The sequence below is a fragment of the Methylosinus sp. R-45379 genome (assembly GCF_001644125.1).
Taxonomy (GTDB): Bacteria; Pseudomonadota; Alphaproteobacteria; order Rhizobiales; family Beijerinckiaceae; genus Methylosinus.
This window is the reverse complement of record NZ_LUUM01000246.1, coordinates 95878-111162: the sequence shown is the minus strand read 5'-3', so window position 1 is coordinate 111162 and position 15285 is coordinate 95878. Positions and strand designations below refer to the sequence as shown.

General features: G+C 66.0%; 16 protein-coding genes. 10 read left to right on the top strand and 6 right to left on the bottom strand.

What is annotated here, in order from left to right; genetic code table 11:
- The first annotated feature begins 175 nt into the window (after positions 1-175).
- From gatC to A1351_RS11480, 5 genes are all read left to right on the top strand, one after another.
- Entirely contained in the window at positions 176-463 is a 288-nt protein-coding gene (gene gatC / locus A1351_RS11505; protein ID WP_024880148.1) for an Asp-tRNA(Asn)/Glu-tRNA(Gln) amidotransferase subunit GatC, read from the top strand.
- A 75-nt stretch (positions 464-538) separates the two neighbouring features.
- On the top strand, positions 539-2038 hold the full coding sequence (gatA, locus tag A1351_RS11500; RefSeq protein ID WP_064033010.1) for an Asp-tRNA(Asn)/Glu-tRNA(Gln) amidotransferase subunit GatA: 1500 nt from the start codon (positions 539-541) through the stop codon (positions 2036-2038).
- Positions 2035-2376, top strand: coding sequence for a chorismate mutase (locus A1351_RS11495; RefSeq protein ID WP_083967277.1), 342 nt, complete (start codon positions 2035-2037; stop codon positions 2374-2376). Before gatA ends, A1351_RS11495 begins: the two co-directional genes overlap by 4 nt.
- Positions 2377-2521: 145 nt before the next feature.
- Positions 2522-3994 (top strand): Asp-tRNA(Asn)/Glu-tRNA(Gln) amidotransferase subunit GatB, encoded by a 1473-nt coding sequence (gatB, locus tag A1351_RS11490; protein ID WP_026598788.1) that lies wholly within the window; start codon positions 2522-2524, stop codon positions 3992-3994.
- A gap of 661 nt (positions 3995-4655) precedes the next feature.
- Entirely contained in the window at positions 4656-5021 is a 366-nt protein-coding gene (locus tag A1351_RS11480; protein WP_024880142.1) for a hypothetical protein, read from the top strand.
- A 202-nt stretch (positions 5022-5223) separates the two neighbouring features.
- Here A1351_RS11480 and A1351_RS11475 read toward each other — a convergent pair whose 3' ends face one another.
- Positions 5224-5628, bottom strand: coding sequence for a hypothetical protein (locus A1351_RS11475; protein ID WP_157096265.1), 405 nt, complete (start codon positions 5626-5628; stop codon positions 5224-5226).
- A 196-nt stretch (positions 5629-5824) separates the two neighbouring features.
- Here A1351_RS11475 and hemB point away from each other — a divergent pair, with 196 nt between their 5' ends.
- Positions 5825-6850 (top strand): porphobilinogen synthase, encoded by a 1026-nt coding sequence (gene hemB, locus A1351_RS11470; RefSeq protein ID WP_024880140.1) that lies wholly within the window; start codon positions 5825-5827, stop codon positions 6848-6850.
- A gap of 108 nt (positions 6851-6958) precedes the next feature.
- Here the strand turns inward: hemB and A1351_RS11465 are convergent, their stop codons facing one another.
- The gene (locus A1351_RS11465) at positions 6959-9478 is read right to left on the bottom strand and encodes a hypothetical protein (RefSeq protein WP_157096264.1); all 2520 of its coding nucleotides are present in this window, start codon (positions 9476-9478) and stop codon (positions 6959-6961) included.
- Positions 9479-9714: 236 nt separating this feature from the next.
- On the opposite strand from A1351_RS11465, the gene A1351_RS11460 reads away from it, so the two are divergent.
- Both A1351_RS11460 and pyk read left to right on the top strand, forming a co-directional pair.
- On the top strand, positions 9715-10140 hold the full coding sequence (locus A1351_RS11460; RefSeq protein ID WP_024880138.1) for a DUF1036 domain-containing protein: 426 nt from the start codon (positions 9715-9717) through the stop codon (positions 10138-10140).
- A 46-nt stretch (positions 10141-10186) separates the two neighbouring features.
- On the top strand, positions 10187-11620 hold the full coding sequence (gene pyk / locus A1351_RS11455; RefSeq protein WP_024880137.1) for a pyruvate kinase: 1434 nt from the start codon (positions 10187-10189) through the stop codon (positions 11618-11620).
- A gap of 52 nt (positions 11621-11672) precedes the next feature.
- Here pyk and A1351_RS11450 read toward each other — a convergent pair whose 3' ends face one another.
- Complete coding sequence (locus tag A1351_RS11450; protein WP_024880136.1) at positions 11673-12164, bottom strand: GNAT family N-acetyltransferase; 492 nt, start codon at positions 12162-12164, stop codon at positions 11673-11675.
- Positions 12161-12958 carry an inositol monophosphatase family protein gene (locus A1351_RS11445; protein ID WP_024880135.1) on the bottom strand — a complete coding sequence of 266 codons (798 nt, stop codon included), beginning with the start codon at positions 12956-12958 and terminating at the stop codon, positions 12161-12163. Before A1351_RS11445 ends, A1351_RS11450 begins: the two co-directional genes overlap by 4 nt.
- Before the next feature lie 235 nt (positions 12959-13193).
- On the opposite strand from A1351_RS11445, the gene A1351_RS11440 reads away from it, so the two are divergent.
- Together A1351_RS11440 and A1351_RS11435 are read left to right on the top strand one after the other, a co-directional pair.
- The gene (locus A1351_RS11440) at positions 13194-13463 is read left to right on the top strand and encodes a hypothetical protein (RefSeq protein WP_134188095.1); all 270 of its coding nucleotides are present in this window, start codon (positions 13194-13196) and stop codon (positions 13461-13463) included.
- Positions 13464-13812: 349 nt separating this feature from the next.
- Entirely contained in the window at positions 13813-14349 is a 537-nt protein-coding gene (locus A1351_RS11435; RefSeq protein WP_024880133.1) for a DUF1465 family protein, read from the top strand.
- A gap of 82 nt (positions 14350-14431) precedes the next feature.
- Here the strand turns inward: A1351_RS11435 and rpmE are convergent, their stop codons facing one another.
- Together rpmE and cpdR are read right to left on the bottom strand one after the other, a co-directional pair.
- A complete protein-coding gene (gene rpmE / locus A1351_RS11430; RefSeq protein ID WP_024880132.1) occupies positions 14432-14662 on the bottom strand; it encodes a 50S ribosomal protein L31 in 231 nt (76 codons plus the stop codon).
- Positions 14663-14789: 127 nt separating this feature from the next.
- Positions 14790-15164: a cell cycle two-component system response regulator CpdR gene (gene cpdR, locus A1351_RS11425; protein ID WP_018265194.1), complete on the bottom strand. Its 375-nt coding sequence runs from the start codon at positions 15162-15164 to the stop codon at positions 14790-14792.
- Positions 15165-15285 lie beyond the last annotated feature (121 nt).

The window sequence follows — 15285 nt, the reverse complement described above, 5'->3', positions numbered from 1 at the left end:
GCGGCGAGCTCCTCGAGCGTCTTTTGTCCGGCGGTCATGCCTATTCGCCTAGCACGTCGCGCGGCTTTCTGGAAATCCGGCGCGCTCGTTGCATCACGGGCGGACGCGCGCATTGCGCCCTCGAAGCCGCGAGTGGTATAGCGCGCGGGACGAAGTCGGAACGGAGCTCCATAAAATGTCCGTCGATCAGGCGACTGTCCGCCGCATCGCCCATCTCGCGCGCATCGCCGTCGAGGACCAAGAGGTCGAGCGCCTCGGCGCGGAGCTCAACGCCATATTGGATTTCGTCGCCGAGCTGTCGAGCGTCGATGTCGCGGGCGTCGAGCCTTTGACCTCCGTTCTGCCCATGCAAATGAAGAAACGGCAGGACGTCGTCACCGACGGCGGCTTCGCCGACGCCATTCTGGCCAATGCGCCGGAAAAGGACGACCATTATTTCGTCGTGCCCAAGGTCGTGGAATAAACGCCTTCCGCAAAGACGAGCGACGCCCGCCAGACGCGGGCCTTTGAATAAGACACGAACGAGCGAAACGCATTCATGTCCGATCCTACGCATTTGTCCCTCGCCGAGGCGCGCGACGCGCTCGTTGCGAAGAAGCTGTCGGCGACGGAGCTGACCAAGGCCCATATAGAGGCGATAGAGAAAGCGCGCGCGCTCAACGCTTTTCTCACCGAGACGCCAGAGCTCGCGCTCGAAGCCGCGCGCGACAGCGACGCGCGCATCGCGCGCGGCGAGGCGCGCCCGCTCGAGGGCCTGCCGCTCGGCATAAAGGACCTCTATTGCACCAAGGGCGTGCGCACCACGGCGGCGAGCCGCATTCTCGACGATTTCACGCCCACCTATGAATCGACCGTCTCCGCCAATCTGTGGCGTGACGGCGCGCTGATGCTGGGCAAGCTCAATCTCGACGAATTCGCCATGGGCTCCTCCAATGAGACCAGCGCCTTCGGCCCTGTCGTCTCGCCCTGGCGGCGCAAGAAGGGCGATGGCTTCGACGACGCCAAGATCGTCCCCGGCGGGTCTTCCGGCGGCTCCTCCGCCGCCGTCGCCGCGCGTCTCGCGCTCGGCGCCACGGCGACGGACACGGGCGGCTCCATTCGCCAGCCGGCGGCTTTCACCGGCACGGTCGGCATAAAGCCGACCTATGGCCGCTGCTCGCGTTGGGGCATTGTCGCTTTCGCCTCCTCGCTCGATCAGGCGGGGCCGATCACGCGCACAGTGCGCGACGCGGCCATCATGCTGCGCTCCATGGCCGGCCATGATCCCAAGGACACGACCAGCGTCGATGCGCCGGTTCCCGATTATGAGGCGGCGATCGGCGCCTCGGTGAAGGGCCGCCGCATCGGCATCCCGAAGGAATACCGCATCGGCGGCGGCGCCGAGATCAATGCGCTCTGGGATCAGGGCGTCGCTTGGCTGCGCGACGCGGGCGCCGAGATCGTCGAGATTTCTCTGCCGCATACGCGTTTCGCGCTGCCGGCCTATTACATCATCGCGCCGGCGGAGGCCTCCTCCAATCTCGCGCGCTATGACGGCGTGCGCTACGGCCTGCGCGAGAAGGGCCGCGACATCGCCGACATGTATGAGAAGACGCGCGCCAAAGGCTTCGGGGCCGAGGTGCGCCGCCGCGTGATGATCGGCGCTTATGTGCTCTCGCATGGCTATTACGACGCCTTTTATGTGCGCGCGCAAAAAATCCGCAGCCTCATCAAGCGCGATTTCGACGAGGCTTTCGCGGCCGGCGTCGACGCCGTGCTGACGCCGGCGACGCCTTCCACCGCTTTCGCGCAAGGCGAGAAGGGCGCGGCCGATCCGGTTGAAATGTATTTGAACGACATTTTCACCGTGACGGTGAACATGGCCGGCCTGCCGGGCATTGCGGTGCCGGGCGGGCTCGGCGCCGACGGATTGCCGCTCGGCCTGCAGCTCATCGGCCGCCCCTTCGACGAGGCGACCTTGTTCTCGCTCGCCGCGGCGCTGGAGAGCGCGGCGCCGAAGATCGAATTCCCGCAGCCCTGGTGGACAGAGGCGAAATGACGCGCAGAGCAGAGGCCGCAAAGCTTGAACCGCGCGACGAAATGTCGGACGTGCGCGCCACCATAGACGCGCTCGACGACGAGCTCGTCGCTCTGCTCGCGCGCCGCCAGCGCCAGATCGAGCGCGCCGCGGCGGTGAAACCCTCGCTCGGCATTCCCGCGCGCGTGCCCGAGCGCGTCGACGAAGTGCTGGCGCGCGTCGCCGCGGCGTCGCAGCGCGAGGGGCTCGATGTCGAACTGGGGCAAGCGCTTTGGCGCGCGCTGATCGAATGGTCGATCGGCTATGAAGAGCGGCTGATGGGCGATCGCGAGCAAAGCGAGACGCCGTCCGGCGCCTGAGCCGTCATTGCTGGGAGCGGAGCGGCGACGACGCGATCGAGGGTCCATCGGCCCCTGGATTGCTTCGCCCTCGGCTCGCAATGACGAGCGTCGATCTTAGATGTAAGCTTCCCTCAACGATAGACACGGTTCGAGGACGAAAGACATGAACACGCGCGAGACGCAGCCGAGCAAGCTCCTCAAAGGCGCGACCGGCGACTGGGAAGTCGTCGTCGGCATGGAGATTCACGCCCAGGTGACGAGCAAGGCCAAGCTCTTCTCCGGCGCTTCCGCCGAATATGGCGGCGAGCCCAATAACCATGTCTCGCTCGTCGACGCCGCCATGCCGGGCATGCTGCCGGTCATCAATGAGGAATGCGTCAAACAGGCCATTCGCACCGGCCTCGGCCTGCAGGCGCAGATCAATCTGCGTTCCGTCTTCGATCGGAAAAACTATTTCTATCCCGATCTGCCGCAGGGCTATCAGATTTCCCAGTACAAGCATCCGATCGTCGGCGAGGGCGAGGTCATCGTCGATGTGACGCCCAGCGAGCGCATCACCGTCGGCATTGAGCGTCTGCATCTCGAGCAGGACGCCGGCAAGTCCATCCATGATCTCTCGGCCACCGAGAGCCATGTGGACCTCAACCGTTCCGGCGTCGCGCTGATGGAGATCGTCTCCAAGCCGGATATTCGCTCGGCGGAGGAGGCGCGCGCCTATGTCTCCAAGCTGCGCACCATTCTGCGCTATATCGGCTCCTGCGACGGCAATATGGAGCAGGGCTCGCTGCGCGCCGACGTGAACGTCTCCGTGCGCAAGCCCGGCGCGCCCTTCGGCACGCGCTGCGAGATCAAGAACGTCAACTCCATCCGCTTCATCGGCCAGGCGGTGGAGGTGGAGGCGCGCCGCCAGATCGGCATTCTCGAGGATGGCGGCGTCATCGCTCAGGAGACGCGCCTCTTCGATCCCGGCAAGGGCGAGACGCGCTCCATGCGCTCCAAGGAGGAGGCGCACGACTATCGCTATTTCCCGGACCCCGATCTGCTGCCGCTGGAATTCGATCAGGCCTATGTCGACGCGCTGAAGGTCGAACTGCCGGAGCTGCCAGACGAGAAGCGCGCGCGCTTCGTCGCCGATTACGGCCTGCCGCCCTATGACGCCGGCGTGCTCGTCGCCGAGCGCGCGAGCGCGGACTTCTTCGAGGAGGCGGCGAAAGGCCGCGACGCCAAGCTCGTCGCCAATTGGGTGATCAACGAGCTGTTCGGCCGCCTCAACAAGGAGGGGCTCGACATTACGCGTTCGCCCGTGTCCGCTGCGGCGATCGGCGCCATCGTCGATCTCATCTCCACCAGCGTCATCTCGGGCAAGATCGGCAAGGATCTGTTCGAGATCGTCTGGCAGGAAGGCGGCGATCCGCGCGAGATCGTCGAGACGCGCGGCTTGAAGCAGGTGACGGACACTGGCGCGATCGAGAAGGCGATCGACGAGATCATCGCCGCCAATCCCGACAAGGTCGCGCAAGCCAAGGCGAAGCCGACCATGCTCGGCTGGTTCGTCGGCCAGGTGATGAAAGCGACCGGCGGCAAGGCCAATCCGCAAGCCGTCAATGAGTTGCTGAAGAGCCGTCTCGGCGTCTGAGACACTTCCGACAGAGCCGAAACTCGAATCACCGGCGGCGTCGATTCGATCGAATCGACGCCGCGCGATGGCCGCAGCGCGGCTTTCGCGAGACGCGGCGCGCGCGCTGCGCACAATTTTTTTTCACATGGTTAGCAGCGCTGCGAGAGCGCGCGTGACGAGCTTCGCAGAGGCGGCGCCGGCGTCGTCGCGCATGCGTCGAGACATGCGAAGCGATCGGCGCGGAGCGTCGGCGACAGCGTGAAACGAAAGCGCAAAATCGCGCTTCGTCATGCGCGCATCGTCGCGCGAATGCGTTACGCGCAATTGTGCGCATCTCCTAGTCATTGAAGAAAAACAATAGATTGAATGGCCTCGTCGACGGTCGCGCGGAGTGCGTGGACATTTCGAGGAGGCGTCGTCGTCGATGCGCGACGCGCCTTTCGAGCGCTGTCGAGATCGCTTTCGACATGCGTCTTCCGCGCTGCGTCTTACGCCTTCATCGACATGCGTCGCGGCGTTCATCGGCGCGCGCATTCGCTGCTGTCGCGCGCTATGCGACATCGCATTCGCGAGCAATTCGTGAAAGCGCCACTTGAACGACTGGTTAACCACGTTACGCTATTGCGGCCTATTGTCGGTCATAGCGACATTCCGACGATATGGATCAAGGGGACTGAAGATGGCGAAACCAACGACGAAGCGTAAGCCTGCGAAAAAGGCGGCCGCGAAGAAGGGTGCTCGTAAGACTGCGACCAAGAAGGCGGCGACCAAGAAGGCCGCGACCAAGAAGGCCACCGCCAAGAAGGCTACGCGCAAGGCCGCTTCGAAGAAGGTCGCCCGCAAGACCACGCGCAAGACGGCGACGAAGAAGCGCGTTGCGACGAAGAAGCGCGTTGCGACCAAGAAGCGCGTCGCCACGAAGAAGCGCGTCGCGACGAAGAAGACCGCCACGAAGAAGGCCGTGCGCAAGGCGCCCGTCAAGCGTCGCGCTCCGCGCAAGGCCAAGGAAACTCCTCCGGCTCCCGAAAGCTCGGAAGCGGTCTGACGAAAGACCCGCGGCCGAAACGCGTTCGCCATGCGCAGCCGATCCACCTCGCATCGTGAACGCGTTTCGCAGCACTTCTCTCGCCCGGGCCGGCTCGGCCCGCGCTCCTTGCTCCTGCTGATCGGCTTTCTTTCTCTCGCGCTTTTCCGGCCGACCTCGACGCGAGGTCCGCGACGGCGGGCGAGACCGCTCCCTCAGGCCATCAACGGGTGAGACATCTGGTCGCGAACTCGCGCCAGCTCGTTCCCGCCGTTCGACCTTCCTGCCGGATCTTCATCCATTGTGTGGCGCATTGGCGCATGCGCTCGCGCGAGGCGCGCGGCAGCGAGGGCGGCGGCGTCGATGTGTCGAGCGGCGGCAGCTCCTGCGGCGGCGCGGGCGGCGTCTCTACCGCCGGCGGCTGCGGCGCGCGCTGCTCTGGCGGACGTCGTGGCGGCGCAGGCGCGCGCGTCGCGCGTCGCGCGGCCGCGTGCGGCGGACGTTCGCTAGCAGGCTGTGGCTGAGGCGCTGCGACGACAGCGGTCGCGAGCGCGCAGAGCGAGGCGACGATCGCCGCAAAGGCGCTCCGCGATGAAGAGAGAGCGCCGGAGTTCACGCGTTCCGCCATCGGCTCCCATTGCTCGTCGCGCCGCATCCGCGGATGAGAGCGCGGCGTCGGACGTGAGGACGGCTCTAGACCGGAAGGCGGCAGGGCGTCAATGTTCGGAGGTTTCGCAGTCTTCCCATTGCGACGAGCGCCATGCTACGCACGCTTCGCCGCCGTGCGCGTTTTCCGTGACGCGGCTGCGCTGGAGGTCGCGCCAATGAAATCTCCCGGAAACAAATTCGCCGACGCCTCCGCGCGGCTCGCGCTCACCGCGCGCCCGCGCCGCAATCGCAAGAGCGAATGGGCGCGCCGCCTCGTGCGCGAGACCAGGCTCTCCGCCGACGATCTCATCTGGCCGCTGTTTCTGCTCGACGGGGCAGGGCGCTGCGAGCCGATCGCCTCCATGCCCGGCGTCTATCGCTATTCGATCGACACGGCGCTGGAGGCGATTGAGGAGGCGGCCTCGCTCGGCGTGCCGGCGGTGGCGCTGTTTCCCAACACTGATCCGGCGCTGCGCGATCCGCATGGCTCGGCCGCGCTCGATCCCGAAAATCTCGTCTGTCTCGGCTGCCGCGCGATCAAGAAAGCGGTTCCGGGCATAGGGATCATCACCGATGTCGCGCTCGATCCCTATACGAGCCATGGTCATGACGGGCTGCTCGTCGGCGATGAGATCGTCAATGACGAGACCGTCGCCGTGCTGACGGCGCAGGCGGTCAATCAGGCGCGCGCCGGCGCTGATGTCATCGCGCCCTCGGACATGATGGACGGGCGCATCGGCGCGATCCGCGCCGCGCTCGACGCCGAGGGCTTCGAGAATGTGCAGATCATGAGCTACGCCGCCAAATACGCCTCGGCCTTCTACGGACCGTTCCGCGACGCCATCGGCACCAATAAGACTCTGCGCGGCGACAAGCGCACCTATCAGATGGACCCCGCCAATAGCGACGAGGCGCTGCGCGAGGTGGCGCTCGATCTCGAGCAGGGCGCCGATATGGTGATGGTCAAGCCGGGCATGCCCTATCTCGATATTGTGCGACGCGTCGTCGACGCCTTTCATGCGCCGACCTTCGCTTATCAGGTGTCGGGCGAATATGCGATGATCGAGGCCGCCGCCGCCAATGGCTGGCTCGACGGCGAGCGCGCGATGATGGAGAGCCTCACCGCTTTCAAGCGCGCGGGCGCCGCGGGCATTCTCACTTATTACGCGCCGCGCGCCGCCGCCTTCCTGCGCCGCGGCTGAAGCCGCGGCGAGAGCTCCGGGCCATCATCGCGAGGAACGAAGCGACGAAGCGATCCAGGGGCCGCCCTATGGCCCTGGATTGCTTCGCTTCGCTCGCAATGACAGCCGTCACCATTCGGCTTTCACCAGCGGCAGCTTCTGCTTCAGCCGCGTGAGAAGATCCTTCAGGCTCTGGCGATTGGCCTTGTCGCAGAGCTGAGCGTCGAGATCGGCCTGCACCGATTGCGACAGCCACCAGCTCATCGAGACTTTGGACATGGACAAGGTCTGGCCCTTGAAGCGCGCGCAAGTCGCGTCGAGCAGCGGATCATCGCCGCCATCGGCGACCAGCACGGGCTGCACGCGCACGCCGATCTGGAAGAAGCTCGCCGTCATATCGCCGGCGTAGCGGTCGGTGTCGGCGTTCATCTCGAGCAGGCTGCGCTGCGCCAGCGCCGCCTGCTCGGCCGCATGGCCGGCGCGCGTCGCCAGCAGAGCGTTCGCGGGCGCGGCGACGAGGCCGAAGAGATCGGAGACGAAGCTCACCCCCGTCTCGCCCAGCCGCGGCGTGCCTGCCGCGCGCGGCGGCAGGGTATTGTCGGTGAGCGCGCCGACGGGATCGTTCTGCACCCACAGGATCAGCGGCGTGACGCCCTGGCCCTTCAGTGCGCGCGCCACATCGAGCGCGGAGGCGAGGCCGGCATTGTCGAAATAGCCGCCATCGACGACGCGGTCGCCATGGGAGCCGTCGCCCTTGGCGCGCAGCGTTCCCGCGGGCGAGATGACGGGGAAGCGCGCGCTGAGCAGCGCCGCGGTGGAGAGAAGAATGTCCGGCCCGTCGCGCAGCGCCGCGACGTCCTTGTCGCCCTGCGCCGCGGCCGGGCACATGTCGCCCTGCGGCGTCTTGCAGGGCGTCGAGATCATCTCGAAGAAATCATAGGCGGCGGGATAGAGCGGCGCGCGCGAATTGGTCGCGGGGGCGGGGCGCGTCGAAATCAGATCGGTTCCGATGATGCGCGTCCCGCTGTCCACCGACGTGCCGTTGAGCAGCAGCAGCGGCGCCCATTTGCCCGCCGGCGTCGCGCGCGCATAGCCGAGCCGACGGCACATGCCGGTCGCGGCGCCGCTCGCGCAGGGCTCGCCGGTCTGGATCAGCTCGCCGGTCCAATAGTCTTTCTTATAGGCGGCGTTGGTCACGAAGTCGTAATGACGCTCCCAGGATTTCTCGAGCAGAGCGGCGCGATCTTCCATCCAGCTCTCCTCGCCGAAGAAAAATTTGCGCGGCGAGAAATTGTCGCGAAAGCCGAGGCCGACGAAGGCGGGCGAGAGATAATCGCCGGCGACCAGCAATTGCAGGCAGTCGCGCCAGCTCTTCGTCGGGTCGCGATGCTCATGCGCGCCGACCCAGACGCGCGCCGAATTGACGCAGGGCGGCGTCGGCGCGTCCTTCTCCGCGGCGTCGGCGAGCGCGGCGCGGAAGATCGCCGAGCCGAAGGCGCCGCCGGAGACGCCAGAGAAGGCGAAGACTCGCCGGCCAGGCGAGCTCAGCTGCGGCGCATCGTGGAGATCGTCGTCGCGATCGATCAAATGGCCGATGACCGTCGCCGCCATATAGGCCGCGCGGCTGGCGCCGCCTTCGGCCGCGACGATCAGCGCCGGCGGACATTCCGTCTCGGTGCAGCCATTGGCCGCCTTCCAATTTCTCACCGCCTCGGTGATGTCGATCTGCCGATCCTCCTTCGAGGGCGCGCCGGAAGCCTCGGGCAGGGCGCGCACATCGTCGAGATGCGTGTTCGCCGCCGTGATCCCGGCCGCGAAGAGTATGGCGATCAGCAGCAGCGGGCGACCGGTCTCATAGCCCTTGCGCACCAGCCAGCTCGCGCCGAGCACGAGGCTGCCGAGCAGAAAGGGAACCAGCAGCGCGCGCGGCGCATGGTCGGACAAGAAGAAGGGCCAGATCAGCGCCGAGACGAACACCGCTGTCGTGGCGTGCAGCGAGGCGAAGGTCAGCCAGCGCAAATCCATGCTCGCGCCGATGAATTTGGCGATGCGCTGACGCTTCATTACAAAATAGACGAACGCGGCGGCTGTCGCAGCGTCGAGCGCCAGCAGCGCATAGATCTGGTCGCGCGTCGCCGTCGCCTCGGGGAGGATGGCGGCGTTCTCGATCGAGGCCTGCGCGCCCCAGAGGCCGAGCGCCACGGCGACGAAAGGGATTAGTCCGAGGAGACGCGGCGTCCAACAGATGACATGCCCGAAGCGTCGGCGCACATGGTCGCGGACGGAGCGTATGTCGTTGTCGCGCATCTCGACGCGCAGCAGATAGGGGATCATCCAGGCCGAATCGGCGTCCTCGAGCACGCGGCGCGCGCCGTAATGGACGGGGAAGGCCCAGACCAGGAAGATCGCGGCGAAGACGCTGAGCCAATAATGCGCGCCGAAGAGCAGCGCGTCGAAGGAGCGATCCGCGAACAGATTCTGCGCCTGATCGACGAGGCCGAAGAGGAGAAGGCCGGCGAGGGCGCTGACGACGCTCACGCGGCAGGCCCAGAGAATGCGCAATATCCAATAGAAGTCCGTCTTCCATTGCGGAGCTGGAGCCGTCACCTCCGCGTGAATCTCTGCTTTCGTCTCGAGCAATTGCGACATGATGCTCTCCATTGAAAAGGTCATGCCCGGACCTTCGCGGCCCGGCGGGAAAACCTGTCTTTAAGTCTACGCTAGGTCGTGACAGTGACAAGACGGCCACGCCCGCGGCCCGATTGCGCGCCAGGAGGCGTCGTCGGGGTGGACAAAGCGGCCGTCCCGTGGTTTGGCTGTGTATCGCCGCTTCGGACCGCCGGTCCGCGGCGCCGCTCTTCGACCCTCTCGCGACTGTTCCGCCCATGCCCGGACGCACGACTCTCTTTGTGATTATTTCGTGTTGTCTTTGCGTTATATCCGGCGCGCGAGCGGATTTTCGCCTGTGCAACAACACGACGAACAGAGTGAGCGTGTCCTTGGCCTATACGGACGGACGCAATTGGCTGTCGGAAGGGTGGTGGAATTTGCGTTCCTCCGCCTGCGAGACGCTGTTGCGCGGACCGCTGGCGGCGCAGTACTACTACGTATATGCCATGGACGAGCGTGGCGGAGAGTGGAAGGGCAAGGCGTTCATGTGCACGCGCGATCGCGAGTTCCGCATCGACGGGCGCGAGGACTGCTTCGCGCGCGGCTTCGACCGCACGGGCTTCTTCGAGATAGACACGGGGCGCGACGCCAAGAACTGGACGGTGCAGCTCACAGATCCGACGCCGTCGTCGACGCAGTGACGAAGACGGCCCGCGCGGCTCTGACAAAAGAGGATTGGGCGACAAAATGAGAAGGTTGCGGCGCGTGAAGATCATCGCGACGCTCGGTCCCGCGAGCGTCGAGAAGACCGTCGTGGCCGGCCTGTCGACGGCCGGCGCCGATGTGTTTCGGATCAATATGAGCCACACCGATCATGCCGGGCTCGCCGCCTATGTGCGCATGATCCGCGAGATCGAGGCCGAGACCGGCCGCGCCATCGGCATATTGGTCGATCTGCAGGGGCCGAAGCTCCGCATCGGCGCCTTCGCCGACGGACCGGTGCATCTGCGCAAGGGCGATCATTTCGTCCTCGACGCCGATCCGACGCCGGGCGACGCTGTCCGCGTGCAGCTTCCGCATCCTGAGATTCTGCAGGCGCTGAAGATCGGCGACGCCATTCTGATCGACGACGGCAAGGTGCGGCTGCATGTGGTCGAGACCTCGGACGACATGGCCCGCGCCGTCGTCGACATCGGCGGCCGCGTCTCCAACCGCAAGGGCGTCAGCCTGCCGGACACGGATATTCCGATCACCTCCATGACGCCCAAGGACCGCGTCGATCTCGACGCGGCGCTGATCGAGGGCGTCGATTGGGTGGCGATTTCCTTCGTGCAGCGCGCCGAGGATGTGCTCGAGGTCAAGCGCGTCGTCGGCTCGCGCGCGCTGGTCATGGCCAAGATCGAGAAGCCGCAGGCCATCGCCCGGCTGGACGAGATCATCGAGCACGCCGATGCGCTGATGGTGGCGCGCGGCGATCTCGGCGTCGAGGTGCCGCTCGAGAAGGTCCCGAGCCTGCAAAAGCGCATCACCCGCGCCGCGCGCCGGCTCGGCAAGCCGGTGGTGGTGGCGACGCAAATGCTGGAATCGATGATTCTGGCCCCGCTCCCCACCCGCGCCGAAGTGTCGGACGTCGCCACTGCTGTCTATGAGGGCGCCGACGCCGTCATGCTCTCGGCGGAGAGCGCCGCTGGTCAGTTCCCGATCGAGGCGGTGGCGACGATGAGCCGCATCGCAGAGGAGGTGGAGAGCGACGGCGTCTATCGCTCCATCCTCAACGCTCAGCGCAATGCGCCGCCCAATCCCACTGCCGCCGACGCCATCGCCGTCGCCGCGCGCGACGTCGCCGAGACGCTGGACTCCATGGCCATTTGCGCCTGGACGGCCTCCGGCGCCACGGCGCTGCGCATCGCCCGCGAGCGGCCGCGCCCGCCAATTCTCGCGTTGACGCCCAATCGTGACACGGCGCGCCGCCTGGCGTTGGTGTGGGGCGTCCATGCGCTGGAGACGCAGGATGCGCGCGACGTGGAGGATATGGTCGATCGCGCCAGCGTGAATTCGCTGGGCGAGGGCTTCGCCGCGCCGGGTGATCGCATCATCATCGTCGCCGGCATGCCCTTCGGTTCGCCGGGCGCGACCAATATGGTCCGGCTCGCGCTGGTCGGCGAGAAGATCGGCGCCTAGAGCGTACGCCGATCGAGCGGAAGCCCGTTCGATCGGTCGGCCTTCGCTCAGGTCAAGATCGCGGCGCGGCGGCCGACGACCATTCCATGATCAGCGTCGGCCGGCCTGCGAGGCTCGGCCGGCCTTCGCCGACACGCACGAAGCCTTCGCGCTCATAGAAGGCGACGGCGCGCTTATTGTCCTGATTGACGTCGAGCCGCAGCCGCGCGGGCGAGAGGCTGCGCGCCGCCTCGATCAGCGCCTCCGCCGCGCCGGAGCCGAAGCGCTCTGGATGCACGCAGAGCTGATCGAGCCAATGCGAAGCGGGATCGACGGTGACGAAGCCGACGAGCGTCCGCCCGGCGCCCTCGAGCAGCAGCAGCGTGCGCGCGCCGCCGTGCTCCAGCTGGATGATGTGATTCTTCAGCCAGTCGCGGCGCGCCTCGAAATCAATGTCCGCATAGGTCCGCCGCCAGGCGGCGACCCAGAGCTCGATGAGCTCGGCCCAGTCCGAATCGCGGCGCGCGACGATACGCGGGCCGGATATCGGGGGGCCGCCTGTCACGCGCGCGCCTTGCGCACTGTGTCGAGTAGGAGCCGGTGGATCGTCTCATTGCCGGCGCAGATCGCGCCCTTGGGCAGCATGTCGCCGCCGCCGTCGAGATCGCTGACGAAGCCGCCGGCCTCCCGCACCAGAACGATTCCGGCGGCGATATCCCAGGGCTTGATGCCGCGCTCCCAATAGGCGTCGTAGCGGCCGGCGGCGACGCCGGCGAGATCGAGCGCGGCGGCGCCCATGCGGCGAATATTGCCGGTCTTGGCCATGACGGCGGTCAGCTCCGTCTGGAAGAGCGCGTGGCGGTCCACCGCTGCGAGCGGGGGGATGCCGCAGGCGATGAGCGAGTCGCCGAGCGATTTGCGCGAGGCCACCCGCATGCGCCTGTTGTTATGATAGGCGCCCTGGCCCTTCTCGGCGACGAACATATCGTCGGTCGCCGGATTATAGACAACGCCGGCGACCAGCTGGCCCTCCCGCTCGAGCCCGATGGACACTGCGAAAATCGGGATGCCGTGCAGGAAGTTGGAGGTGCCGTCGAGCGGATCGATGTGCCAGGTGTGGGTCCTGTCGCTGCCCTCGACAGCGCCGCTCTCCTCCATGAGGAAGCCATAGCCGGGACGCGCGCGCGACAATTCCTCGAACACGACCTTTTCGGCGCGGCGGTCGGCGGCGGAGACGAAATCGCCGGGGCCTTTGACGGACACCTGCAAATTCTCGACCTCGCCGAAGTCGCGCTTCAGGCTGCGCCCGGCCTTTATGGCGGCGGCAGTCATGACGTTCATCAATGCGGATCGGATCATGGAGTCCTGAAGAATGGCGCGTGTGGGGGGAGGTGGGGCGAGGTCTCAAATGACAGGCCGGCGGCGGGCGCGTCAAGCATTCACTGACGTCCCGCCCGCATTCGCGCGCCCTCCGCCGCTCAGGCGTTAACCGGAGATAAACCCTGACGGCGGCGCTGGTCGCGGCCTTCACCGTTTCGAAAGCGCCATTTGGCCAGAGTGAGGCCCTCGGCCCCCTTCGTTGGAGATCAGTTCCGTGCCGTTCGATCCTGTGGAAATCCTCGAGACGAGAGGCGGCCGGCCCGCCGTGACCCTTCGCCGGAGCGACGCCGCGCCGAAAAACGGTCGCTCGCTCGCGTTCTCCAACCGGCCGGCGGCGCCCGATGGCGGGCAATTGCTGCGCGTCGGCCTGCTGCTGGCGCTCGCCGCGCTCTGCGCCGGCGCTCTGAAGGCGGGCCTCGGCCGCTCGGTCGTCGGCGCCGAGCGCACCGCCGATATGGAGCTCCAGCGGAACATCAAGAGCTGAGCCTAAGCGGTTTAGCTGGAAGGATATTCTGCGCCTCCACGCGCCTCGGCGGCGGAATTTTGCGCCATTCTTCGAGCAATGGTTAAAGCAGACCGATAAAAGGCGATATTTCATTTGCTTAAAGCCGGTCGCTAATGCGCCGCATCAGCATTGGCCGGGCAGGGAGAGGCGGGCGCGGACCCGCGCGGAGGCGGCTCGCGAGCCGTGACCTCGGGCGTAATACGTACGGATTCAAAGATTAAGGTTAAGCAAAACCTAATAAGGCGCGCCCCGCAAATTTGCGTTACATAGGTCTCATCGGAACGGCGCGGATCGAGCGCGGCGTTCGAGCGTTCGAGAGCGTCGTATGATGGGACAAGCGTCCGATTCGGTGGAGAGCATTCAGACTCCGGTCTCCTTCGTGGAGAAGCTGGCGGGGTCGGAGGCGTTCGGGGCCATGTTTCGAGAGGGCATGGCGCTGGTGGAGGAGGCGGCGGCCTATCTCGACGGCGATGGTCGGGACGACGCCAAATCGCTGCCGCGGCCCGAGGCTCTGGCCTATGCGGCCGAGAGCATGCGGCTGACGACGCGGCTGATGCAGATCGCTTCCTGGCTGCTGCTGCAGCGGGCGGTCAATCAGGGCGAGATCACGAGAGCGCAGGCCGCCAGCGACAAGCACAAGGTGCGGCTGTCGCAGCAGGAGCTCGCGTCCAATCCGGATGTTTTCGCGCATCTGCCGCAGAAGTTGCGCGATCTCGCCATTCACTCGCTGCGCTTGCAGGCGCGGGTGATGCATCTCGATCAGCTGATCTATGGCTCGGACGCCGGCTATCGCCAGAACCAGGCCGAGAGCCCGGTCGAGGCCCAGCTGCAGAGGCTGCGCAACGCTTTCGCCCCGGGCCTCTGAGGCGCCGGGTTCCCGAGACGAGAGAAACCAAAAAAGCCGCGCTCTCGAGCGCGGCTTTTTTTGGCGCCGGTGAGGGACGCGCTTACTTCTTGCCGAAGGACAGATTGCCGAAGCGCGAGTTGAAGCGCGACAGGCGGCCGCCACGGTCGAGCAGCTGAGCAGAGCCGCCGGTCCAGGCCGGATGCGTCTTGGGGTCGATGTCGAGGTTGAGCGTGTCGCCCTCGGCGCCCCAGGTCGAGCGCGTGAAATACTCCGACCCGTCGGTCATCACGACCCTGATCGTGTGATAGTCGGGATGGATTTCCTTCTTCATCGTCATTCCTCGAAATGAGAGCCGCGCCGACGCCGGCGTTTGGCGGCGCTCATAGCGCATGGCGCGCAAAGGAGCAAGGTCGCGTGAGCGGCGCCGGCAATTCTAGGCGCGTTGCGCCGCATTTTGGTCAGGCGGCGAGCAGACGCTGCACCTCGTTGACGAGGTCCTTGAGGTGGAAAGGCTTGGAGAGGATTTTCGCCTGCCGCGGGGCCTGATTGTCGGGATTGAGGGCGACCGCCGCAAAGCCTGTGATGAACATGACTTTTATGTCGGGATCGAGCTCCGTCGCGCGGCGCGCCAGCTCTATGCCGTCCATCTCCGGCATCACAATATCGGTGAGCAGCAGCTCGAAAGGCTCGACGCGGAGCTGGTCATAGGCGGAGAGCCCGTTGTCGAAGGACGTGACGGCGAATCCGGCCGTCTGCAGCGCGCGCACCAGAAAGCGGCGCATGTCGGTGTCGTCCTCCGCCAGCAGGATTTTCGCGGCAATCTTGTCGGTCATATCGCTCCTCGCATGTTCTATGTCATAAGGGCGCAGTTTGGTAAAAATCGGGTGAAAATAAGGACCCGCTCACGCCCGCCTCTGAAATTCTGGCCCTTGTTTCGCATGATCTGAAATTTTC

Excerpts from the sequence above, each read along its gene's own strand:
- gatC (WP_024880148.1), top strand. The coding sequence starts at position 176 with ATGTCCGTCGATCAGGCGACTGTCCGCCGCATCGCCCATCTCGCGCGC.
- gatA (WP_064033010.1), top strand. The coding sequence starts at position 539 with ATGTCCGATCCTACGCATTTGTCCCTCGCCGAGGCGCGCGACGCGCTC.
- A1351_RS11495 (WP_083967277.1), top strand. The coding sequence starts at position 2,035 with ATGACGCGCAGAGCAGAGGCCGCAAAGCTTGAACCGCGCGACGAAATG.
- gatB (WP_026598788.1), top strand. The coding sequence starts at position 2,522 with ATGAACACGCGCGAGACGCAGCCGAGCAAGCTCCTCAAAGGCGCGACC.
- A1351_RS11480 (WP_024880142.1), top strand. The coding sequence starts at position 4,656 with ATGGCGAAACCAACGACGAAGCGTAAGCCTGCGAAAAAGGCGGCCGCG.
- A1351_RS11475 (WP_157096265.1), bottom strand. The coding sequence starts at position 5,628 with ATGGCGGAACGCGTGAACTCCGGCGCTCTCTCTTCATCGCGGAGCGCC.
- hemB (WP_024880140.1), top strand. The coding sequence starts at position 5,825 with ATGAAATCTCCCGGAAACAAATTCGCCGACGCCTCCGCGCGGCTCGCG.
- A1351_RS11465 (WP_157096264.1), bottom strand. The coding sequence starts at position 9,478 with ATGTCGCAATTGCTCGAGACGAAAGCAGAGATTCACGCGGAGGTGACG.
- A1351_RS11460 (WP_024880138.1), top strand. The coding sequence starts at position 9,715 with ATGCCCGGACGCACGACTCTCTTTGTGATTATTTCGTGTTGTCTTTGC.
- pyk (WP_024880137.1), top strand. The coding sequence starts at position 10,187 with ATGAGAAGGTTGCGGCGCGTGAAGATCATCGCGACGCTCGGTCCCGCG.
- A1351_RS11445 (WP_024880135.1), bottom strand. The coding sequence starts at position 12,958 with ATGATCCGATCCGCATTGATGAACGTCATGACTGCCGCCGCCATAAAG.
- A1351_RS11435 (WP_024880133.1), top strand. The coding sequence starts at position 13,813 with ATGGGACAAGCGTCCGATTCGGTGGAGAGCATTCAGACTCCGGTCTCC.
- rpmE (WP_024880132.1), bottom strand. The coding sequence starts at position 14,662 with ATGAAGAAGGAAATCCATCCCGACTATCACACGATCAGGGTCGTGATG.
- cpdR (WP_018265194.1), bottom strand. The coding sequence starts at position 15,164 with ATGACCGACAAGATTGCCGCGAAAATCCTGCTGGCGGAGGACGACACC.